33 protein-coding genes are annotated in these 17,640 nt (G+C 55.8%); 30 read left to right on the top strand and 3 right to left on the bottom strand.

The window, feature by feature from the left end:
* From IEW66_RS03855 to IEW66_RS03975, 25 genes are read left to right on the top strand one after another with little or no spacing between them, the layout of a single operon-like run.
* A complete protein-coding gene (locus IEW66_RS03855; protein WP_188680466.1) occupies window positions 1-450 on the top strand; it encodes a 50S ribosomal protein L22 in 450 nt (149 codons plus the stop codon).
* Entirely contained in the window at window positions 447-1,091 is a 645-nt protein-coding gene (locus IEW66_RS03860; RefSeq protein ID WP_188680468.1) for a 30S ribosomal protein S3, read from the top strand. Before IEW66_RS03855 ends, IEW66_RS03860 begins: the two co-directional genes overlap by 4 nt.
* A complete protein-coding gene (gene rpmC, locus IEW66_RS03865; protein WP_075056251.1) occupies window positions 1,072-1,272 on the top strand; it encodes a 50S ribosomal protein L29 in 201 nt (66 codons plus the stop codon). Before IEW66_RS03860 ends, rpmC begins: the two co-directional genes overlap by 20 nt.
* Window positions 1,269-1,568 carry a translation initiation factor gene (gene yciH / locus IEW66_RS03870; RefSeq protein ID WP_188680470.1) on the top strand — a complete coding sequence of 100 codons (300 nt, stop codon included), beginning with the start codon at window positions 1,269-1,271 and terminating at the stop codon, window positions 1,566-1,568. Before rpmC ends, yciH begins: the two co-directional genes overlap by 4 nt.
* On the top strand, window positions 1,565-1,870 hold the full coding sequence (locus IEW66_RS03875; RefSeq protein WP_188680472.1) for a ribonuclease P protein component 1: 306 nt from the start codon (window positions 1,565-1,567) through the stop codon (window positions 1,868-1,870). The genes yciH and IEW66_RS03875 overlap by 4 nt, the downstream gene beginning before the upstream one ends.
* Window positions 1,860-2,189 carry a 30S ribosomal protein S17 gene (locus tag IEW66_RS03880; RefSeq protein WP_188680474.1) on the top strand — a complete coding sequence of 110 codons (330 nt, stop codon included), beginning with the start codon at window positions 1,860-1,862 and terminating at the stop codon, window positions 2,187-2,189. Before IEW66_RS03875 ends, IEW66_RS03880 begins: the two co-directional genes overlap by 11 nt.
* Window positions 2,186-2,584: a 50S ribosomal protein L14 gene (locus tag IEW66_RS03885; protein WP_188680476.1), complete on the top strand. Its 399-nt coding sequence runs from the start codon at window positions 2,186-2,188 to the stop codon at window positions 2,582-2,584. The genes IEW66_RS03880 and IEW66_RS03885 overlap by 4 nt, the downstream gene beginning before the upstream one ends.
* A gap of 9 nt (window positions 2,585-2,593) precedes the next feature.
* On the top strand, window positions 2,594-3,085 hold the full coding sequence (gene rplX / locus IEW66_RS03890) for a 50S ribosomal protein L24 (protein ID WP_075056255.1): 492 nt from the start codon (window positions 2,594-2,596) through the stop codon (window positions 3,083-3,085).
* A complete protein-coding gene (locus IEW66_RS03895; RefSeq protein WP_188680477.1) occupies window positions 3,069-3,785 on the top strand; it encodes a 30S ribosomal protein S4e in 717 nt (238 codons plus the stop codon). Before rplX ends, IEW66_RS03895 begins: the two co-directional genes overlap by 17 nt.
* Before the next feature lie 8 nt (window positions 3,786-3,793).
* Window positions 3,794-4,297: a 50S ribosomal protein L5 gene (locus IEW66_RS03900; protein WP_188680479.1), complete on the top strand. Its 504-nt coding sequence runs from the start codon at window positions 3,794-3,796 to the stop codon at window positions 4,295-4,297.
* The gene (locus IEW66_RS03905) at window positions 4,297-4,458 is read left to right on the top strand and encodes a 30S ribosomal protein S14 (protein WP_188680481.1); all 162 of its coding nucleotides are present in this window, start codon (window positions 4,297-4,299) and stop codon (window positions 4,456-4,458) included. The genes IEW66_RS03900 and IEW66_RS03905 overlap by 1 nt, the downstream gene beginning before the upstream one ends.
* A 9-nt stretch (window positions 4,459-4,467) precedes the next feature.
* A complete protein-coding gene (locus IEW66_RS03910; protein WP_188680483.1) occupies window positions 4,468-4,857 on the top strand; it encodes a 30S ribosomal protein S8 in 390 nt (129 codons plus the stop codon).
* A 10-nt stretch (window positions 4,858-4,867) separates the two neighbouring features.
* Window positions 4,868-5,407: a 50S ribosomal protein L6 gene (locus IEW66_RS03915; protein ID WP_229657482.1), complete on the top strand. Its 540-nt coding sequence runs from the start codon at window positions 4,868-4,870 to the stop codon at window positions 5,405-5,407.
* A 1-nt stretch (window position 5,408) separates the two neighbouring features.
* The gene (locus tag IEW66_RS03920; protein WP_188680485.1) at window positions 5,409-5,816 is read left to right on the top strand and encodes a 50S ribosomal protein L32e; all 408 of its coding nucleotides are present in this window, start codon (window positions 5,409-5,411) and stop codon (window positions 5,814-5,816) included.
* 2 nt (window positions 5,817-5,818) lie between these two features.
* Window positions 5,819-6,274: a 50S ribosomal protein L19e gene (locus IEW66_RS03925; RefSeq protein WP_188680487.1), complete on the top strand. Its 456-nt coding sequence runs from the start codon at window positions 5,819-5,821 to the stop codon at window positions 6,272-6,274.
* Window position 6,275: 1 nt separating this feature from the next.
* The gene (locus IEW66_RS03930) at window positions 6,276-6,767 is read left to right on the top strand and encodes a 50S ribosomal protein L18 (protein ID WP_188680488.1); all 492 of its coding nucleotides are present in this window, start codon (window positions 6,276-6,278) and stop codon (window positions 6,765-6,767) included.
* The gene (locus IEW66_RS03935) at window positions 6,764-7,432 is read left to right on the top strand and encodes a 30S ribosomal protein S5 (RefSeq protein WP_188680489.1); all 669 of its coding nucleotides are present in this window, start codon (window positions 6,764-6,766) and stop codon (window positions 7,430-7,432) included. The genes IEW66_RS03930 and IEW66_RS03935 overlap by 4 nt, the downstream gene beginning before the upstream one ends.
* The gene (locus tag IEW66_RS03940) at window positions 7,410-7,901 is read left to right on the top strand and encodes a 50S ribosomal protein L30 (protein WP_188680490.1); all 492 of its coding nucleotides are present in this window, start codon (window positions 7,410-7,412) and stop codon (window positions 7,899-7,901) included. Before IEW66_RS03935 ends, IEW66_RS03940 begins: the two co-directional genes overlap by 23 nt.
* Complete coding sequence (locus IEW66_RS03945; protein ID WP_188680491.1) at window positions 7,882-8,322, top strand: uL15 family ribosomal protein; 441 nt, start codon at window positions 7,882-7,884, stop codon at window positions 8,320-8,322. Before IEW66_RS03940 ends, IEW66_RS03945 begins: the two co-directional genes overlap by 20 nt.
* Window positions 8,300-10,060, top strand: coding sequence for a preprotein translocase subunit SecY (gene secY / locus IEW66_RS03950; protein ID WP_188680492.1), 1,761 nt, complete (start codon window positions 8,300-8,302; stop codon window positions 10,058-10,060). The genes IEW66_RS03945 and secY overlap by 23 nt, the downstream gene beginning before the upstream one ends.
* The gene (locus IEW66_RS03955; protein ID WP_188680493.1) at window positions 10,061-10,606 is read left to right on the top strand and encodes an adenylate kinase; all 546 of its coding nucleotides are present in this window, start codon (window positions 10,061-10,063) and stop codon (window positions 10,604-10,606) included. It abuts the gene before it with no gap.
* 2 nt (window positions 10,607-10,608) lie between these two features.
* Window positions 10,609-11,307: a DUF106 domain-containing protein gene (locus tag IEW66_RS03960; RefSeq protein WP_188680495.1), complete on the top strand. Its 699-nt coding sequence runs from the start codon at window positions 10,609-10,611 to the stop codon at window positions 11,305-11,307.
* Window positions 11,308-11,847 carry a (d)CMP kinase gene (cmk, locus tag IEW66_RS03965; RefSeq protein WP_075056259.1) on the top strand — a complete coding sequence of 180 codons (540 nt, stop codon included), beginning with the start codon at window positions 11,308-11,310 and terminating at the stop codon, window positions 11,845-11,847.
* On the top strand, window positions 11,807-12,763 hold the full coding sequence (locus tag IEW66_RS03970) for an RNA-guided pseudouridylation complex pseudouridine synthase subunit Cbf5 (protein ID WP_229657483.1): 957 nt from the start codon (window positions 11,807-11,809) through the stop codon (window positions 12,761-12,763). The genes cmk and IEW66_RS03970 overlap by 41 nt, the downstream gene beginning before the upstream one ends.
* Window positions 12,711-13,556, top strand: coding sequence for an NOP5/NOP56 family protein (locus tag IEW66_RS03975; protein ID WP_229657484.1), 846 nt, complete (start codon window positions 12,711-12,713; stop codon window positions 13,554-13,556). The genes IEW66_RS03970 and IEW66_RS03975 overlap by 53 nt, the downstream gene beginning before the upstream one ends.
* Here IEW66_RS03975 and purF read toward each other — a convergent pair.
* Genes purF through IEW66_RS03990 form a run of 3 tightly spaced genes read right to left on the bottom strand, consistent with a single transcriptional unit; the run spans window position 13,504 to window position 15,312 of the window.
* A complete protein-coding gene (gene purF, locus IEW66_RS03980; RefSeq protein WP_188680499.1) occupies window positions 13,504-14,949 on the bottom strand; it encodes an amidophosphoribosyltransferase in 1,446 nt (481 codons plus the stop codon). The two genes, IEW66_RS03975 and purF, sit on opposite strands and share 53 nt — an antisense overlap.
* Window positions 14,897-15,061: a 50S ribosomal protein L37e gene (locus IEW66_RS03985; protein WP_075056261.1), complete on the bottom strand. Its 165-nt coding sequence runs from the start codon at window positions 15,059-15,061 to the stop codon at window positions 14,897-14,899. Before IEW66_RS03985 ends, purF begins: the two co-directional genes overlap by 53 nt.
* Window positions 15,062-15,063: 2 nt before the next feature.
* Window positions 15,064-15,312, bottom strand: coding sequence for an LSM domain-containing protein (locus tag IEW66_RS03990; protein WP_188681221.1), 249 nt, complete (start codon window positions 15,310-15,312; stop codon window positions 15,064-15,066).
* A gap of 159 nt (window positions 15,313-15,471) precedes the next feature.
* On the opposite strand from IEW66_RS03990, the gene IEW66_RS03995 reads away from it, so the two are divergent.
* The 5 genes from IEW66_RS03995 to IEW66_RS04015 are packed head-to-tail and all read left to right on the top strand — an operon-like array spanning window position 15,472 to window position 17,633.
* Window positions 15,472-15,756, top strand: coding sequence for a 50S ribosomal protein L44e (locus tag IEW66_RS03995; protein WP_188680500.1), 285 nt, complete (start codon window positions 15,472-15,474; stop codon window positions 15,754-15,756).
* Window positions 15,757-15,957, top strand: a complete 201-nt coding sequence (locus IEW66_RS04000; RefSeq protein ID WP_188680501.1) for a 30S ribosomal protein S27e — start codon at window positions 15,757-15,759, stop codon at window positions 15,955-15,957.
* Window positions 15,954-16,718, top strand: a complete 765-nt coding sequence (locus tag IEW66_RS04005; RefSeq protein ID WP_188680502.1) for a translation initiation factor IF-2 subunit alpha — start codon at window positions 15,954-15,956, stop codon at window positions 16,716-16,718. The genes IEW66_RS04000 and IEW66_RS04005 overlap by 4 nt, the downstream gene beginning before the upstream one ends.
* Window positions 16,715-16,894, top strand: a complete 180-nt coding sequence (locus IEW66_RS04010) for an RNA-protein complex protein Nop10 (protein WP_188680503.1) — start codon at window positions 16,715-16,717, stop codon at window positions 16,892-16,894. The genes IEW66_RS04005 and IEW66_RS04010 overlap by 4 nt, the downstream gene beginning before the upstream one ends.
* The gene (locus tag IEW66_RS04015) at window positions 16,869-17,633 is read left to right on the top strand and encodes a proteasome assembly chaperone family protein (protein WP_188680504.1); all 765 of its coding nucleotides are present in this window, start codon (window positions 16,869-16,871) and stop codon (window positions 17,631-17,633) included. Before IEW66_RS04010 ends, IEW66_RS04015 begins: the two co-directional genes overlap by 26 nt.
* The last annotated feature ends 7 nt before the right edge of the window (window positions 17,634-17,640 follow it).

A 17,640-nucleotide genomic window follows, 5' to 3' on the forward strand; every position in this document is an offset into this window, starting at 1 on the left:
ATGAAGGGTTACTCTATCCAGAATGTGGGTGAGAGGAGCGCCAGGGCAAGGGGGAAGGAACTGGACATATCCCTCAAGGACTCCGTGAACATAGCACACTTCCTGAGGGGGAAGAGGCTCCAGTGGGCCATAGATGCGCTTGAGAAGGTCACCCAGAAGAAGCTGGCTGTGCCTTACTTCAGGTACCTTGACTCCGTGTCACACAGGAAGGGCATGTCTTCCGGGCGCTACCCAGTAAAGGCCGCCAGGGCATTCCTAGAGGTGCTCAGGAACGCCGAAGCAAACGCAGAGTTCAAGAGCCTTGACACGGAGAACCTCGTGATCCGCCACATAGCAGCCACCAAGGGCAGGATGATCAAGAAATACCTGCCGAAGGCCTACGGCAGGGCCGGCGCATGGTTCAAGGACCTCGTCAATGTGGAGGTAGTCGTTGAGGAGGTGGAGTCATGAAGGAGAGGAAGTTCGTGAAGGAGGCCGTGAACAAGCTCCTCGTGGCCGAGTTCATCAGGAAGGCAACCGACAACGCTGGCTTCGGCGGCATAGAGATGAAGAGGACCCCCTTCGGCACGAACATAACCCTCTACGTTAACAAGCCCGGCCTGGTCATAGGCAGGCACGGTGCCAAGGTGCAGGAGATCACGGACGAGCTGGAGAGGAGGTTCAAGGTGGAATCTCCGCAGATAGAGGTCAAGGAAATACCGAACCCCGACCTGAACCCCCAGGTTGTCTCGAAGAAGATCGCACTGTCCCTTGAGAAGGGCTGGAACTACAGGAAGGCAGGGAACACGTCTCTAAGGAGGGTCATTGAGGCAGGCTCCAAGGGCGTCATGATCAGGATAGGGGGCAAGATATCCGGCGAAAGGGCCAGGGCACAGAAGTTCATGTACGGGTCGATAAAGTACTCCGGCGAACCCGGCAGGAGCGGCATGGAGACGGGCTTCTCCATAGCAAAGCTCAAGCAAGGCGTGATCGGCGTCACGGTCCGCATGCTGAAGAACGATTACAAGCTGCCCGATGTGATAAGCGTCGGGGAGCTCCCAAAGCAGGAAGTAAAGGAGGTAGTGTCACAAGATGGAGCTAAGGGCGAGTAGGATTAGGGAGATGAGCAGGCAGGAGAGGGAGGAGACCCTGAAGAACCTCAGGGAATCCCTGCTCAGGGAGAGGGCAAGCCATGCCATGGGAGGTGCACCCTCCAACCCGGGCAAGATAAAGTCCATAAAGAGGCAGATAGCCAGGGTCCTGACAGTGATGACGGAGGAAAACAAAGAATGAAGGACAAGAATTTCACGGGCATCCCGAAGGAGTTGCAGCCCTGGGAGGGCTTCAGCAGGGACACCCAGACTGTGAAGATAAGCGTGGACAAGAGGAGGTACGGCAAGAGCGTCACGATCATAGAGGGCATAGACCCAAAGGCGGAGAACATACAGGAGATTGCGAAGACGCTGAAGAAGAAAGTGGCCTCTGGGGGCACCGTTAAGGACGGGAGGATAATAGAGCTCCAGGGTGATCACAGGGAAACCGTGAAAAAGCATCTGGAGGAGATGGGCTTCAGGACTGAGGTCGTATGAGGAACCTTAGGGACTACCTTGATGACCTGATTGGCTACCACTGTGAGGTCGTGAGGTCCAGCAACAGTGCCCTGGTGGGCATAGGCGGAAAAATAGTGGACGAGACCAGGAACATGGTCTATATAGGGTCTGGCAGGAGGGTCAGGGCAGTCCCAAAGGGCGTGGTAACACTCAAGATCTCAAAGCCAGGCAGGGAAGTCTACCTGAAAGGGCCCTTGCTCTGTTACAGGCCTGAGGATAGGCTCAAGGAATCAAGGAGGATTGAGAGGAACCTGAGAAGGGGTGGTGTTAATGGCAACTAGGAACATCGGTATAGATGTGAAACCGCCAGCCACTGAGTGCAAGGACAAAAAGTGTCCTTTCCACGGCAGCCTGGTCGTGAGGGGCCAGGTGATGACTGGCGTCGTCAAGTCTGCATCCATGATAAGGAGTGCAGTAGTGACCAGGGAGTACAAGAAGTACATAAAGAAGTACGAGAGGAGGACCAGCGTCCTGAAGAAATACCATGTGCATGTGCCCGGATGCATATCCGTCAAGCCGGGCGACGTGGTCAAGATCGCTGAGTGCAGGAAGCTGGCCAAGACCATATCATATGTTGTGGTGGAGAAGGTGACCACATGAAGGGAGTAGCGGGCAGACAGCACAGGGGACTACCGCTCGGCGCAACCATGATATGCGCGGACAACAGCGGTGCCAAGATGATCAGCCTCATAGACGTCAAGGCGTACCACGGCGTTGCCAGGCGCATACCGGCCGCTGGCGTAGGCGATATGTTCGTTGCGAGCGTGAAGAAGGGTACGCCTGAGATGAGGAGCAAGGTGGTCTACGCCGTCGTGATAAGGCAGCGCAGGCCGTACAGGCGCCCTGATGGCACGATGGTCGAGTTCGAGGAGAACGCAGCGGTGCTTGTAACGCCTGACGGAGAGGTGAGGGGATCCGAGATAAAGGGGCCCGTGGCCAGGGAGGCGGCCGAGAGGTGGCCAAGGATAGCGGCAATTGCCTCCACAATAGTATAGGGTGATATCATGATCAAGAGGCTGAATGTGCACCTCTCAAGGGACCTCCAGAAGAAGTTCGGCATACGCACCTTTCCCATAGTCTCCGGCGACGTGGTCAGGATTGTCAAGGGATCGAGGAAGGGAGAAGGCGGAAAGGTCGTTGAAGTCGACCACGTCGCGGGAAGGGTCTCGGTGGAGGGAATAACCATAGCGAAGGCGGACGGCAAGCAGAAGCCATTCTTCCTGAGGCCGGAGGAACTGGTCATCACAAGGCTCGACCTCTCCAGGCAGGAGCGGCAGGACAGGCTCAGGCAGCTGGCCGCACTCAGGAACGTCACGGTGTCTGAAGAGGTCATAAAGGAAGAACAGCAGGCGGCTGTGGCAGAGGAGAAGAAGGAGGTCAGCGAGCAGCCGGCGCAGGCAGTGGAGGGCACAACCACGGATGAGGCCGGATCAGTGGCCGCATCTGGTTCAGAGGATGAAGTGAAGGAGGCCGAGGGAAATGATAACGAAAACTAAGAGGCTTGTCCTTCCCAGGACAATCAAGATCGCGAGAAAGACCCACTTCTGGGGAGCGAGTGCATCCCCCGGCAAGCATGACAGGGAGCACTCAATACCCCTCCTGATCCTGTTAAGGGACTACCTCCACCTTGGCGACAAGGAGAGGGAGATAGCCAGGATGCTTGCCAACAGGCAGGTTGCCGTGGATGGCAAGGTAGTCAGGGAGAAGCGCTTCGGTGTAGGCTTCATGGATGTGGTCTCAATACTACCGACAGGGGAACACTTCAGGATAACCTACGATACCCTGGGAAGGCTCGTCCCTGTGAGGATCGAAGAGGGGGAGGCACAGATAAAGCCCCTCAGGATAAAGGGAAAGAGGAGCATAGACAACAGCCGCTTCCAGATAACCTTCCATGACGGGAGGAACATGATCACACAGGACAAGGACCTGAGGCCCGGTGACGTAGTGATATTTGACCTGAAGTCTAGGTCGGTTGTGGAGAAGCTGAAGTTCCAGCCTGGGAACAGGGCCTTCCTAACAGGCGGCTCGCACGTGGGGGAAATCGGCACGATCAAGAAGATCGAGGTCAAGGAGTCATCGCACGCCAACCTGGTGCACTTTGAGGAGGGCTTCAGCACCGTTCAGGACTATGCGTTCGTCATATCGTCACCGAAGTACTCATTCAACATCAAGGTACAGGGAGGTGCGCAGTCTTGAGCAATCCGATGCAGGAAATTGTCATAGACAAGGTCGTGGTCAACATAGGCGTTGGCCAGGCGGGCGACAGGCTTAACAAGGCGGCCAGGGTCGTGGAGATGTTGACTAACAGGAAGCCGGTGTTCACGACCGCGAAGAGGACCGTCAGGGACTTCAACGTGAGGAAGGGCCTGCAGATAGGAGTCAAGGTTACCCTCAGGAAGAATGATGCTGTGGAGTTCCTCAAAAAGGCGCTCTACGCAAAAGGATATAAGATCCCGCACTACTCCTTCGACAGGCAGGGAAATGCCTACTTCGGCATAGCGGACTACACGGACTTCAAGGGCATGAAGTACGATCCGGAGATCGGCATATTCGGCATGGACATAGCCGTGGTGCTCAAGAGGAGGGGCGGGTACAGGCTGGAGAGGAGGAGGGTAAACAGGAAGCACCTGCCCTCTAAGATCAGGGTCACCAGGGAGGAGAGCATGGAGTTCCTTGAAAAGAATTTCAACGTGCAGGTGGTGAGGTAATGGCACAGGTCAAGCTGCAGCCCAAGAAGAAATTTGGCCACAAAGAGGGTTGCCTGAGGTGCGGGAGGAAGAGAGGGATAGTGAGGAGGTACGGCCTGCACCTCTGCAGGCAGTGCTTCAGGGAGACGGCCCCCCAGCTTGGCTTCAGGAAGTACAGTTAAGGTGATGTTATGAGACATGACCCGCTCAATGATATAATAAACAGCATCAAGAACGCTTCCAGGATAGGGAGGAAGGAGATCGTAGCTGAACCTGCAGGCAGGCTCATAGGCAGGGTCCTGAAGGTCATGCAGGAGTACAACTACCTGAAGAGCTTCGAGGTCATAGACGAGGCCAGGGGAGGGAAGTTCAGGATCGTGCTCAGCGACACCATTAACAACTGTGGTGTGATCAAGCCAAGGCTCCCTGTCAAGATATCAAACATGGACAGGTACGAGGCCAGGTACCTCCCCGCCCAGGACTTCGGAATCCTGATACTCACAACAACAAAGGGCGTGATGAGCCACATAGAGGCCAGGAAGCTGGGAATAGGCGGTAAGCTGCTTGCCTACGTCTACTGAGGTGGCGCGCATGGAGATAAAGTGGAAGGAAATGTTCTCATTAAGCCCTCCGCAGGGCGTCACGTTCACGGTGAGCGACCACACGGTGGAGGTGAAGGGTAAGCTGGGCACGGTTGTCCGTGTCTTCAAGGACAACTATGTCCGCGTGGTGCCTGACGGGAACTCCATAAAGATAATGGTGAGCAAGGAGAACCGCAGGAACAGGGGGATAGCGGGCACCTGGTACTCCGAGATCAGGAACGCCTTCAGGGGAGTGACAGAGGGGTTCAGGTACGAGATGAAGATCGATTACACGCACTTTCCCATGAGGGTCTCTGTCAGGGGCAACAGGGTAGTGATTGAGAACTTCCTGGGGGAGAGGTCACCCAGGTATGCAGACATAGTGGGCAACACAAAGGTGAGCGTCAAGGGTGATAGGGTTACGCTTGAGGGCATAGACAGGCGCCAGCTAGGCGAGACCGCCGCAAACATAGAGAGGGCCACGAAGATAAAGGGCTTCGACCTCAGGGTCTTCCAGGACGGCGTCTACCTGATTTCAAAGGGTGAGTGAGATGAACACTCTGAAACCTTCGCTGTCGGAATACGAGAAGAGGTTACTGAAGATCAAGGTCGAGCAGGCAAGGAAGCGTCCAGCCTTCAGGAGGCAGGAGTGGTTCAGGTACAAGAAGCTCGGGGATGCATGGAGGAAGCCCAGGGGAAAACACTCCAAGATGCGTGAGCACCTTGCCAGGAGGCCTCCTGTAGTCGATTCGGGTTTCAGGTCTCCAAGAATCGTGAGGGGCCTGCACCCGTCCGGCTTCAGGGAGGTGCTGGTGAACAACGTTTCTGAGCTGGAGAGGCTGGACAGGAACAGGGAGGCGGCCAGGATTGCCTCCAAGGTGGGGGCCAAGAAGAGGGAGGCGATCCTGAAGAGGGCAGATGAACTTGGCATCAGGGTCATCAACAGGGGGAGTGAGTGAGCATGAAGATGGAAACAGCGAAGAGGCTGGCTGCAGAGGAGTTCAAGTCCGGCGTCTCCAGAGTCTGGATCGACACGAACAGCACCGAGGAGGTGCTCGAGGCCGCATCGAGGGAGGACATAAGGCAGCTCATAGAGAGGAACGTCATACAGCTCAAGCAGAAGAAGGGCAACTCCAAGGGGAGGTTCAAGAAGAGACTCAAGCAGCTTTCCAAGGGCCGCAGGCGCGGGGAAGGTTCCATAAGGGGTACCAAGTATGCTAGGTTCCCGAGAAAGGAGCGCTGGATCAAGACGATCAGGCCACTCAGGGAGGAGCTCAGGAACCTCCGGGACAGAGGTAGCATAGACAGGAAGACTTACAGGCGCTTTTACAGGATCATAAAGGGGGGCTCGATAAAGTCCAGGGCCCAGCTGGTGGCCCAGATAAAGTCGCAGGGCCTCCTAAAGGGCGGTGAATGATATGCACGTTAGAGTGTTCAAGAGGAAGAGGGAGGGCATTACCGACTACAGGAAGAGGCTTGCCCTCGTCAAGTCAGGCCTACCGAGGCTCGTGGTGAGGCCTTCGGGAAAGGGGATACAGGCCCAGATAGTGAAGTTCAGCCCGAGGGGTGACATAGTGGTCGCCACGGTCAACGAGAGGAGCCTCAGGAAGAGGGGGCTCCAGGTTGATGGCAACAGCACCCCCGTCTGCTACCTGGTGGGCTACATGCTGGGAAAGCTTGCGCTTTCCAGGGAGGTGGAGGAGGCTGTCCTTGACATAGGCCGCAGGAAACTGACACGGGGCGGAAGGATAACGGCTGTCCTCAAGGGTGCCGTCGATGCTGGCCTTTACGTTCCGCACGACGAGAGCATCCTCCCCTCGGAAGACAGGATAAAGGGAAAGCACCTGAAGGACAGCAAGAGGTTCAGCGGTATCGATGAGATGAAGAGGGCCCTGGAGGTGGTTCAGTGACTGATGAAGACTGGGTCCCAAAGACGCAGCTCGGGAAGCTGGTGGCCGAGGGCAAGATAAAGACGATGTCAGAGGCCATCAGGTCAAGGCTGCCACTGAAGGAGTACCAGATAGTTGACATCCTCTTACCAAACCTGATGGATGAGGCAATATACATAGAGAGGGCACAGAGGATGACAGACTCCGGAAGGAGGATGAACTACTCTGTGACCGCGGTGGTTGGCAACGGCGATGGCTTTGTCGGTGTGGGAAGGGGCAAGGCCAAGGAGGCTGCACCTGCCATAAGGAAGGCAGTGAACAACGCGAAGCTCAACATACTGGAGATCAGGAGAGGCTGTGGCTCCTGGGAGTGCGGCTGTGGCAGGGCCCACACGCTGCCGTTCCTGGTCGTCGGGAAGTCGGGCTCCGTTGAAGTGGTGCTCAAGCCTGCGCCACAGGGCCTGGGCAGGGCAGTCGGAGATGTGGCCAAGATCATACTCAGGATGGCAGGCATCGAGGACGCCTGGGGCTTCGCCAAGGGCCACACGAAGACCACTGTGAACTACGCTCTGGCCACATTTGATGCCCTGAGGCAGACCTCCATAATGAAGATAAACCCTGCGCTCAAACTGTCAACGCCAATATATGCGGGGAGTGTTGCTAATGCTGGCAGTGTTAAGAGTTAGGGGAAGGACCGGCATCAGGCCGGACGCGGAGAAGACCGCGGCACTCATGAGGTTGCACAGGATCAACCACCTGGTCCTGGTGCCCGAGGACGATGTGCACAGGGGCATGCTGCAGGTGGTGAAGGATTACGTCACGTGGGGTGAGATAGACCGGGAGACACTGGTCATGCTTCTCAAGTACAGGGCACAGCTGAAGGGCCACAGGCCTCTCGACAGGGAGGCACTGTCATCCCTCGGCTACTCCTCTTACGAGGAACTGGCGGACGCAATACTGGCCGGAAAGAAGCTCACAGACCTGGAGCCACTGGTGCCGGTGTTCAGGCTGAACCCGCCTGTGAAGGGCTACGAGTACATAAGGAAGCCCGTGACACAGGGGGGCACACTGGGCTACAGGGGTAAGGCCATAAACCAGCTGATCAAGAGGATGCTGATCTCAGGGGTTGATCTCAATGGTAAGGGAGAAAACTAAGAAGCTGAGGGGCGGTCACTACGGCCGTGGCTGGAAGGCAGGAAGGGGCAAGGGAAAGCGTGGAGGCTCAGGGAACGCAGGAATGGGGAAGCACAGGTGGATATGGATGCTCAAGTACGACAGGCTCCACCTGGGCGGAAAGGGGTTCGTGAGCCACCACAGGAAGGCGCCAGAGAACCCGATAAACATATCGAAGCTCAACCAGCTGCTGCAGCAGCTCGAGAGGGATGGCTACGCGACCAGGGATGGGGATGCTGTGACAGTTGACCTCAGGGCCGCTGGCTACACCAGGCTCCTCGGGGCCGGTGTGCCTGAGTTCAGGGGCCACATAAAAGTGGCCAGGGCGACGCAAAAAGCAATAAATAAGCTTTCCAATCATGGTGTCACGGTTGAAGTAGATGGCGGAGATTCAGAGGAATAGAGCGGCCGCTATCCCGGTCGTAATTTTCTACGCACTGGTAATCGTCGGCTTCTGGTACTTCGGGCACTACGGGGCAGCGAAGCTGGTGGTCGCGGCGGTCCTCACCTCACCCGTATTTTACCTCATTTACCTGGTGGCCAGCTACAAGGGCCCGAAGAAGAGCAGGCTCTACGGGCTTGAGAACCTCACGTCCAAGCTCCCGGCCATCAAGAAGCCCAAGGGGCACGTCCAGTTCAAGTACAAGCTGATGTGGACTGCCCTTGTGGTGATCCTCTACTTTGCTCTCACAAACGTCTACGTCTACGGCCTGAACAGGACCGATACAATCGACGTATTCGCTGCGTTCAGGGCAATATTTGCAGGCGCATCTGGCTCGCTCATGGACCTCGGTATCGGCCCCATAGTCACTGCGAGCATAGTGATGCAGCTCTTCGCAGGCGCGAAGATATTCAACCTTGACCTACAGGACACATCAGACAGGGCCATTTACCAGGGCGTCCAGAAGCTCATGGTAATAATAATGATATTTGTGGAGGCCATACCGCAGGCATTCGGGTACCTTGTACCGGACGCATCCCTCGTTTCCAGGCTGAACGCCCTTGCGCCAGGATTCGGGCACTTCCTTGCGGAGACAGTGATAGTCCTCCAGCTATTCTTCGGCTCATACCTCGTCTTCCTGATGGATGAGGTCGTTTCGAAGTACGGGATAGGCTCTGGAATATCTCTCTTCATCGCAGCAGGTGTCTCACAGCAGCTCATTACGGGCACGTTCAACTGGCTCCCCACAACCCCGACATCGCCGCTCTCCCTCTCGAACCCGCCTGCGGGCGCACTGCCGAAGATGTTCTACATCCTCACGCACTCGTCCGCATCATACCTTAGCAACACAGGGATGCTTTCAATACTCTTCCAGCAGCCAAACCCGATGATAGCCCTCATTGGAACGCTCTTCATATTCTTCCTCGTTGCCTACTTCCAGAGCAGCAAGATTGAGCTGCCTATAGCACACGAGAGGGTGAGGGGTGCCAGGGGCAGGTACCCGCTCCAGCTGCTCTACGCATCCAACATACCTGTTATCCTGGCAACTGCACTCCTGGCCAATGTATCCATGTGGACACTCCTCTTCTGGTCCAGCCCAGTCCTGAGCAAGGTGCCCATCCTGGGCCATGACAGGTACCTGGGGGCTTACCCGACCGCTTCCCAGATCTCGCAGTACGGCATATCCAGCACCACCCCTGTGGGCGGGCTGGCGTACTACCTCGCTGCACCCAATGGCCTGTCTGACTGGCTGTTTCCGATACTGCAGCCCTCAACGGGACAGTCAGTCCTGCTCGGGCACACGCCCTGGGAGGAGGCTATACACGTCATTGTGTTCGTCCTCTTCATGGTGGGGGCCAGCGTGCTCTTTGCCAAGTTCTGGATCGAGACTACGAACATGGGCCCGTCTGCTGTGGCCAGGCAGATAATGTCCTCAGGCATGCAGATACCCGGGTTCAGGAGGGACCCGAAGGTGATGGAGAGGGTGCTCCAGAAGTACATCCCTGCAATCACCGTCTTCAGCGGCGCTGTGGTGGGCCTTCTGGCTGCAGGGGCAAACCTCATAGGCACAGTGGGGGACACCAGCGGTACGGGTCTCCTGCTCGCTGTTGGCATAGTGATCCAGTTCTACGAGGCAATGGGCAGGGAACAGCTCATGGAGATGCACCCTGTGATAAGGCAGTTCTTCGTCGGTGGTTAAATGCGCGTTGTCATTGCAGGTGTTGCTGGAGTTGGCAAGTCTACAGTCCTGGAGATAGTGGCGAAGAGGTCGAAGTACGAGATCGTGAACTTTGGCACCCTCATGTTTGAGATGGCAAAGGACATAGGACTTGTGAGCAACAGGGACGAGATCAGGAAACTCCCCGTGGACACGCAGATAAACCTGCAGAAAAAGGCCTCATCTGCGATAGGCAGGATGGATGATGTGATAGTCGATACCCACATGTCCATAAAGTCCAAGAACGGCTACCTCCCGGGCCTTCCAGAGTGGGTGCTCAGGGAGCTCAAGATCGCTTCATACTTCCTGATCGAGGCAGACCCTGTGCTGATAAAGAGAAGGAGGGAGATGGACCCCACACGCTCGAGGGATGACGACACCGTGGAGGAGATACGGACGCACCAGGAAGTCAACAGGTACTTCGCAGTGGCCTATTCCATATACACAGGAGCGACAGTTAACTTCATAGAGAACCCAGAGGGAAAACCTAACATAGCTGCTGAAAATATATTATCGAAGCTGGTGTGACCATGGCAGAGCAGAACACTCAGGTGAGTCAGCAGCAGGCTCAGCAGGAAGCGATGAGGAAGATGCTGAGCTTCCAGATGATATATATGATGGTGAGCCTGGTCATGCTGTTCATCGTTGCATCCCCATCACTCAGGACATACATAGGGATGGGGATGAACAGGGTCTTCGTTCCCCTCCTCGGCTTCAATTACATGTACCCTCTCATATCCCTCATATTCACAGGCCTGATACTCGGCATAATAACTTCCGTGCCCAGGTACTTCTTCACCGACTGGGTCAAGATGGGCCAGATCCAGGAGAGGTCCAGGGCACTGTCAAAGGCAATCACAGAGGCGTACAGGAACAACCAGAGGGACAGGCTTCAGAAGCTCCAGAAGATAAGGATGGACATGGCTCTGGACCAGCAGGTCATATCCATGAACACGCTCAAGCCCTTCATGGTCCTGACAGTCTTCACCTTCCTGATATTCGCATGGCTCTACGTCTTCGTGGGTGAGATACCTTACAGGGTCGTGGCTTTCCCATGGGACTTCAACGTGAACATACAGCTAGCCCACGCTTGGATCTTCCCGTACTGGATAATCATGTATGCCCTGGTGAGCCTCGTTGTCGGGTACTTCATAACAATGGTCATGAAACTGGTTGACTTCACGTACAAGATAAGGGAACTGGAGAAGAAGACGCAGACAGTGGACTGAATGAGGATCGCCATCAGTGGTGGAATCGGGAGCGGAAAGTCCACAGTGGCAAGGCTACTGGCGGAGAGGACTGGTTACGAGTACGTATCAGGCGGCGTCTTCTTCAGGCAGAAGGCGAGGGAGCTGGGAATGACAATAGAGGAGTTCAACGAATACGCCGAGTCCCATCCTGAGATCGACATGGAGCTGGACAGCGACCTCCTGTCCTTCCTGAGAAGGAGCGACGATTTCGTGATAGAGAGCCGCCTTGTGGGCTGGCTCTGTTACCGGAACGGCATAGATGCGCTCAAGATATTCCTGGAGGCGAGCCGGGAGACGAGGGCCAGGAGGCTGGCCTCCAGGGAGAGGCAGAGCTACCAGGAGGCCTTCAGCGACCTCGTGAGGAGAGAGGAGAGCGAGCTGAGGAGGTACAGGCACCTGTACGGCATAGACTACATGGACAGCTCCTTCTATGACCTTGTGATAGATACGGAGAATCTCTCTCCGGAGGAAGTTGTGAATGAGGTCTTCTCAAGGCTCAGCAAGGGCTACCGGTGCTGAACTGAACGGCTTCATAGTGATAGATAAGCCGAAGGGCCCCACGAGCCACCAGGTGGACTACTGGATCAGGACTATAACCGGCACGGAGCGTGTTGGGCACGTCGGCACGCTGGACCCTCAGGTAACCGGGGTACTTGTTGTGGCCCTGGGGGATGCAACGAAGCTCATAGAGGTCGCGCACGAGCAGAGCAAGGAGTACGTATGCGTGATGCTGTTGCACAGGGATGTGCCCACTGAGAGGCTCCAGCAGGTGTTCCAGGAATTCACAGGCGACATATACCAGCTGCCGCCGGTGAAGTCCGCTGTCTCCAGGAGCATCAGGGTGAGGCGCATCCACTCCCTGAGCCTGGTCGAGAGGGATGGAAGGTACGTGATGTTCAGGGTTGTCTGCGAGTCCGGGACATACATCAGGACGCTGTGCGTGGACATGGGCTACGCCCTAGGCACGGGGGCGCAGATGGTAGAGTTGAGGAGGGTCAGGACCGGCCCGTTCACAGAAAAGGAGGCGGTGACACTGCAGCAGGTCAGCGACGCCTTCGCCCTCCTGAAGGCCGGCGATGCCAGGCTGGTCAAATCCGTGGTAAAGCCCATGGTCTCCCTGTTCTCCGACGTACCGAAAGTGGTTGTTAAGAAGAGTGCTGTGGAGAACATCGCCCACGGTTCGGACCTTTACGCTGGCGGGATTAAGCACATAATCGGCCATCCCGGGCCAGGGGACAGGGTATGCGTGATCACGGACGATAACCAGGTGGTCGGCACGGGCAAGATGCTCGTGCCACACGACAGCATGGACTCCCTGAAGGTCGTGGATTTCGACCGGGTGCTTGTGAAGCCCAGGGAGCCCGCCGGGAGGAAGAAGCCTGATGTCAGGAAGGAGCGTAAGGTGGTACGGGGTCAGGCGAGGAGAGGCCACTGAATTCTTCAGGGATTTAGACAGGGATTTCATAGGGGTCTTTGACAGCCTCAGGTCAGGGTCGGTGCCAGAGACCGGTGGGACGAGGCCGGGAATAGACCTCAGGCAGGCGATGATAGAATATGCTAAAAAGAGGCTCAGGGAGGAGTTCACAGAGGACCAGGTACTCATAAGGGGTTACCTGCTGAAGAAGGAATTGGACACAGCCCTGAACAGCCTGGTCTCCAGGGTATCTTACATTGAGGAGGCGGAGGGCAAGGAGTACTCCTCCGGGGACATCTGCTCCTACCTGAGGGCCCTGAGGCCTGGATCGATTGATGAGAGTGTGATATCTGGCATAAGGTCTCTGTGCGATGCCAGGGAGACCCTCCTCTCAGACCTGGAGGGCAAGGCACTCAAAGTCGCACCGAACACCCTGCGGCTGGTGGGACTGGAGGCAACCCTGGAGCTGCTTTACAGGACAGGTGGCCTGAGGCGCCTGGCATCATTGCCAGCAAGCAGGATCCAGTTAGTGGGGGCCGAGAGAGCGCTGTTCAGGCACCTCACCTCTGGGTCGCCACCGCCCAAGCACGGCTGCATATTCAAGGCCCCACTGATCTCCTCTCTAAGGGCAGAGGACAGGGGCCGGGCTGCGAGGGTGCTTGCCTGCAAGATAGCCATAGCCTCAAGGGCCGACCTGCTGGGAAGGGACCTGGGGGAAGAGGCTATAGCTAGGTTCGTTGCTGATGTGAAGAGGGCAGGGTTCAAAAGTTCTCGAGTTCGCTCTGGGCGGCATGCCTCTCGCCGGGTATCGTGACAGGGTACTTACCTGTCAGGCACCCCAGGCACAGGGATTCTGCGGGGAAGCCTATTGCATCCACGAGGCCCTCTATTGACACGTATCCAAGCGAATCTGCACCGATCTCCTTCCTTATCTCCTCGGTTGTCCTTCCAGCCGCAATGAACTGGTCCTTTGTCTTCATATCTACGCCGAAGTAGCAGGGCGCGATTATCTCTGGAGAACCTATCCTGACGTGTATCTCCCTGGCCCCGGCCCTGCGCAGTATATCGACGATATGCTTCATCGTGTTGCCCCTGACTATGCTGTCGTCCACGAGCACTACCCTCTTGTCCTTCACCGTCGACTTTATTGCATTCAGCTTGACCTTGACAGCGTTCCGCCTCTGTTCCTGCGTGGGCATTATGAACGTCCTCTCCGAGAACCTATTCTTTATCAGGCCCTCGTTGTATGGAATCCCAGATTCCATGGAGTAACCCAGTGCCTGAGACCTGCCGGAGTCTGGTACCGGTATGACCAGATCCGCATCTACGGGGTGCTCCCTGGCGAGCCTGCGTCCGAGTTCGATCCTTGTATCGAAGACCTCCCTCCCGTCTATGATGCTGTCAGGCCTCGCGAAGTAGACATACTCGAACATGCAGTGAGATATGCTCTTGCTTGCCTGAACGAAGAGTGTATGCAGGCCGTCCTCCCTTATCTCAACGACTTCGCCCGGCATGACGTCCCTGAGGAGCTCACCACCTAGGACATCGATAGCGCAGGATTCGGAGGCCACCAGGTACCCATCTGGCAGCCTTCCTATGACAAGGGGCCTGAAGCCGTGAGGGTCCCTGATGGCGAAAAGCCTGTCGTTTATCAGGAGGGTTGCTGAGTATGCCCCCTTGAGCCTGTTCATGGCCTGCTTTATCCCGTTGACGATCCCGAACTCGTTTACGTCTCGGGATATCTCCATTAACATGACTTCAGTGTCGGACGTGGTCTGGAAGGTTGCACCCCTCCTCTTCATGCTCTCCTTCAGCTGCTCTGCGTTCGTTATCTCGCCGTTGTGGGATATCGCTATGTAACCCACGGAGCTCGAGACCACAAATGGCCCCGCATTCTCAACCGTCTTCCTGCCGGCGGTGGAGTACCTGGTGTGCCCTATTCCTACCCTTGAGCCGTCCAGGAAAGAGAAGTCCGAGTACTTTGGGTTGAAGACCTCCGATACCAGGCCCATGCCCTTGTGAACCTGTACAGACCCTGACTTGAAAACTGCAATGCCAGCGCTCTCCTGGCCACGGTGCTGCAGGGTCTTGAGGGAGGTCAGGAGGCTATCGAGTGCTTCCCCACCGCCCTTGTAACCTACGACAGCACAGTATTCACTTGGCTTTTGCCCATCTGTATGATCTGATCCTAGGGGCAGGGAATCCACAGTGGGAGCACCTCTTCTTCCTCACGTGGTAGGTGTGATGCCCACACCTGCGACATGTCACGTGCACCTTCCTATTGTTCATCTTGCCCAGAGCGGCAGTTCCATTGCTCATCTTCAATCACCCTTTGATGGTGAGACAAAGATCACGTTATCCCCTCTCACCAGCACCCTCTCATAAACTCCCTTGTTCTCTCCGCCTATAATCTCACCGGCATTCCTGATCACTAGGTTCATGTAGATGTCGTATCCTTCCAGTATGCCAGAGTACCCCCTGTTTCCCTTAACGTCCACCAGGACGTTCTTGTCTATGGAGTTCCTCAGAACATCCATGGGCTTCACTATGTTTCCGGTGTTCTTCGCCATGAACTTCACGTGGTAATACCGGTTCCGTATATAATTATGTTGAATTCGCAGGCTTACAGGTAACAGAGAAGGCCTGGCCCCTGAAAGGAGACTCCGAAAACTTATATTGAGAGCAGACATAACCCTGAGGCACACTCAAGATCAGGAGATGTGGTCTGTTTGAAAATGCCAAAGAGCATCAAGATGTACTGTCCTTACTGCAAGAAGCACACGATGCACGAGGTGGAAAGGGTAAGGAAAAAGAAGGCAAGTGAATTTAAGGCAGGACAGAGGAGGTTCAGGAGGGTCACCTCAGGTTACGGAGGTTTCCCCAGGCCAAGGTTCGAGGGCAGGGAAAAGCCAACCAAGAGGCTGTCCCTGAGGTTCAGGTGTGAGGAGTGCGGTAAGGCCATAACCAGGCCCACACAGAGGGCAAAGAAGTTCGAGCTGCTGGAGGCGCAGTAAATGGCCGATGCTAAGTTCAAAAAGATTAAGTTCGCCGGCAATAAGTTCATAAAGGTTAAGTGCAAGGACTGCGGTAACGAGCAGATCACGTATTCCAAGGTCTCTTCCAAGGTGGTGTGCTCCATATGCGGCTCAACGCTGGCGGTTCCCACGGGGGGATCCACAGCGGTTGCCTCAGATGTTGTTGAGGAGGTAAAATGAGGAAGGACCTGCCTGAGGTCGGTGACCTCGTCGTTGTTACGATAAAGGAGGTCAAGAACTTCGGCGCAAAGGTGGAGCTCGACGAGTACAAGGGCAAGGAGGGCTTCATCCACATAGCTGAGGTGGCCACAGGGTGGGTAAGGCACATCAAGGACTACCTGAGGGAGGGTCAGAGGACCGTATGCAAGGTGCTTAACGTTGACCAGACCAGGGGCTATGTGGACCTCTCCCTCAAGAGGGTCAACGAGCACCAGAAACGTGAGAAGATCCAGGAATGGAAGAACGAGCAGAAGGCTGAAAAGCTCCTCGAAATTGTGGCCCAGCAGTTGGGAAAGAGTGTTGAGCAGTGCTACACTGAGTTCGCAGACGACCTGGTTGAGAGGTATGGAAACCTCCATGCTGCCTTTGAGGACGCTGCGGCATCGGAGGAATGGCTTCCAGACGTGGATGGGGACTGGAAGGAAGTATTTCTGAAGGTGGCAAAGGAAAACATAACTGTACCTTACGTAAAGATAGGCGGCTATGTGGAGGCATACTCCCTGTCGTCCAGGGGAGTTGAGGACATCAAGAAAGTGCTTGTGCCCGTGCTCAGCCAGAAGGTGAACATACAGTATGCCGGGGCCCCCAGGTACAGGCTCACAGTGATTGAGAAAGATTATAAGTCAGCTGAGGATGTATTGAAAAACACGGTGCAGATTCTGCAGGAAAATGCAAGGAAATACAACGTATCCCTTGAGTTCACAAGGTTCCAGTCGAAATGAAGTCCCTGATACGCAAGTGCCCCAGGTGCGGTGCATACACGATGCGCGAGAACTGCCCGCAGTGTGGTGGCCTGACCATGATGGCCCTGCCCCCGAGGTACTCGGAGAAGGACAGGTTCCAGAGGTACAGGTTGAGGGAGTTGGTGTCCGATGGTGCTGAACAGGATAGAAATTAAATATTACAAGAAACCAAAGATCTCAAAGTCAATCCTCGTGAGTGGCCTCCCAGGTATCGGCAACGTGGGCAAGATAGCGGCCGATTACCTGGTGGAGACACTGGGGATGGAGAAGATAATAGACATATTCTCGCAGTACTTCCCGCCTCAGGTGTTCATAGGCGATGACAGCGTTGTGAGGCTTGTGAGGAACTCCATCTACCACAAGAAGATCCCAAGGAAGTTCGACCTCCTGGTGCTTGTGGGCGACTTCCAGGGCACGACTCAGGAGGGGCAGTACGAGCTCTCCGGCGCCATACTTGACATTGCGAAGGAGCTGCGCGTCAACATGATCTATACCCTGGGCGGCTACAGCACTGGCAAGATAGTCGAGGCCCCGAGGGTGCTAGGTGCTGTCACGGATGAGGACATAGTGGAACCCCTGAAGAAGGGGGGTGTTGTCTTTCCTAAGGGCGAGCCCGGTGGTGGCATAGTTGGGTCAGCTGGCGTTATACTCGGCCTGGCCAAGGAAGTGTACTCGATAAGAGGAGCATGCCTCATGGGCGAGACCTCCGGCTACTTTGCGGACCCGAAGGGGGCCAGGGAGGTACTGAGGGCGCTGTGCAGGATACTCAACATAGACGTCGACATGTCAGAGATAGAGGAGAGGAGCAGGGAGATAGAGCAGATAACGGAGAAGATGCAGGAAGACATACAGAATAAGGTCCAGCAGAAGGAGGACCTGGGCTACTTCGGATGAGGCAGGG

The organism is Thermogymnomonas acidicola (assembly GCF_014646795.1).
In the GTDB taxonomy this organism is placed as follows: domain Archaea; phylum Thermoplasmatota; class Thermoplasmata; order Thermoplasmatales; family Thermoplasmataceae; genus Thermogymnomonas; species Thermogymnomonas acidicola.

Bases quoted from the DNA above. Each gene is read 5' to 3' on its own strand.
- IEW66_RS03855 (WP_188680466.1), top strand. From the start codon at position 1: ATGAAGGGTTACTCTATCCAGAATGTGGGTGAGAGGAGCGCCAGGGCA.
- IEW66_RS03860 (WP_188680468.1), top strand. From the start codon at position 447: ATGAAGGAGAGGAAGTTCGTGAAGGAGGCCGTGAACAAGCTCCTCGTG.
- rpmC (WP_075056251.1), top strand. From the start codon at position 1,072: ATGGAGCTAAGGGCGAGTAGGATTAGGGAGATGAGCAGGCAGGAGAGG.
- yciH (WP_188680470.1), top strand. From the start codon at position 1,269: ATGAAGGACAAGAATTTCACGGGCATCCCGAAGGAGTTGCAGCCCTGG.
- IEW66_RS03875 (WP_188680472.1), top strand. From the start codon at position 1,565: ATGAGGAACCTTAGGGACTACCTTGATGACCTGATTGGCTACCACTGT.
- IEW66_RS03880 (WP_188680474.1), top strand. From the start codon at position 1,860: ATGGCAACTAGGAACATCGGTATAGATGTGAAACCGCCAGCCACTGAG.
- IEW66_RS03885 (WP_188680476.1), top strand. From the start codon at position 2,186: ATGAAGGGAGTAGCGGGCAGACAGCACAGGGGACTACCGCTCGGCGCA.
- rplX (WP_075056255.1), top strand. From the start codon at position 2,594: ATGATCAAGAGGCTGAATGTGCACCTCTCAAGGGACCTCCAGAAGAAG.
- IEW66_RS03895 (WP_188680477.1), top strand. From the start codon at position 3,069: ATGATAACGAAAACTAAGAGGCTTGTCCTTCCCAGGACAATCAAGATC.
- IEW66_RS03900 (WP_188680479.1), top strand. From the start codon at position 3,794: ATGCAGGAAATTGTCATAGACAAGGTCGTGGTCAACATAGGCGTTGGC.
- IEW66_RS03905 (WP_188680481.1), top strand. From the start codon at position 4,297: ATGGCACAGGTCAAGCTGCAGCCCAAGAAGAAATTTGGCCACAAAGAG.
- IEW66_RS03910 (WP_188680483.1), top strand. From the start codon at position 4,468: ATGAGACATGACCCGCTCAATGATATAATAAACAGCATCAAGAACGCT.
- IEW66_RS03915 (WP_229657482.1), top strand. From the start codon at position 4,868: ATGGAGATAAAGTGGAAGGAAATGTTCTCATTAAGCCCTCCGCAGGGC.
- IEW66_RS03920 (WP_188680485.1), top strand. From the start codon at position 5,409: ATGAACACTCTGAAACCTTCGCTGTCGGAATACGAGAAGAGGTTACTG.
- IEW66_RS03925 (WP_188680487.1), top strand. From the start codon at position 5,819: ATGAAGATGGAAACAGCGAAGAGGCTGGCTGCAGAGGAGTTCAAGTCC.
- IEW66_RS03930 (WP_188680488.1), top strand. From the start codon at position 6,276: ATGCACGTTAGAGTGTTCAAGAGGAAGAGGGAGGGCATTACCGACTAC.
- IEW66_RS03940 (WP_188680490.1), top strand. From the start codon at position 7,410: ATGCTGGCAGTGTTAAGAGTTAGGGGAAGGACCGGCATCAGGCCGGAC.
- IEW66_RS03945 (WP_188680491.1), top strand. From the start codon at position 7,882: ATGGTAAGGGAGAAAACTAAGAAGCTGAGGGGCGGTCACTACGGCCGT.
- secY (WP_188680492.1), top strand. From the start codon at position 8,300: ATGGCGGAGATTCAGAGGAATAGAGCGGCCGCTATCCCGGTCGTAATT.
- IEW66_RS03955 (WP_188680493.1), top strand. From the start codon at position 10,061: ATGCGCGTTGTCATTGCAGGTGTTGCTGGAGTTGGCAAGTCTACAGTC.
- IEW66_RS03960 (WP_188680495.1), top strand. From the start codon at position 10,609: ATGGCAGAGCAGAACACTCAGGTGAGTCAGCAGCAGGCTCAGCAGGAA.
- cmk (WP_075056259.1), top strand. From the start codon at position 11,308: ATGAGGATCGCCATCAGTGGTGGAATCGGGAGCGGAAAGTCCACAGTG.
- IEW66_RS03970 (WP_229657483.1), top strand. From the start codon at position 11,807: ATGAGGTCTTCTCAAGGCTCAGCAAGGGCTACCGGTGCTGAACTGAAC.
- IEW66_RS03975 (WP_229657484.1), top strand. From the start codon at position 12,711: ATGTCAGGAAGGAGCGTAAGGTGGTACGGGGTCAGGCGAGGAGAGGCC.
- IEW66_RS03985 (WP_075056261.1), bottom strand. From the start codon at position 15,061: ATGAGCAATGGAACTGCCGCTCTGGGCAAGATGAACAATAGGAAGGTG.
- IEW66_RS03990 (WP_188681221.1), bottom strand. From the start codon at position 15,312: ATGGCGAAGAACACCGGAAACATAGTGAAGCCCATGGATGTTCTGAGG.
- IEW66_RS04000 (WP_188680501.1), top strand. From the start codon at position 15,757: ATGGCCGATGCTAAGTTCAAAAAGATTAAGTTCGCCGGCAATAAGTTC.
- IEW66_RS04005 (WP_188680502.1), top strand. From the start codon at position 15,954: ATGAGGAAGGACCTGCCTGAGGTCGGTGACCTCGTCGTTGTTACGATA.
- IEW66_RS04010 (WP_188680503.1), top strand. From the start codon at position 16,715: ATGAAGTCCCTGATACGCAAGTGCCCCAGGTGCGGTGCATACACGATG.
- IEW66_RS04015 (WP_188680504.1), top strand. From the start codon at position 16,869: ATGGTGCTGAACAGGATAGAAATTAAATATTACAAGAAACCAAAGATC.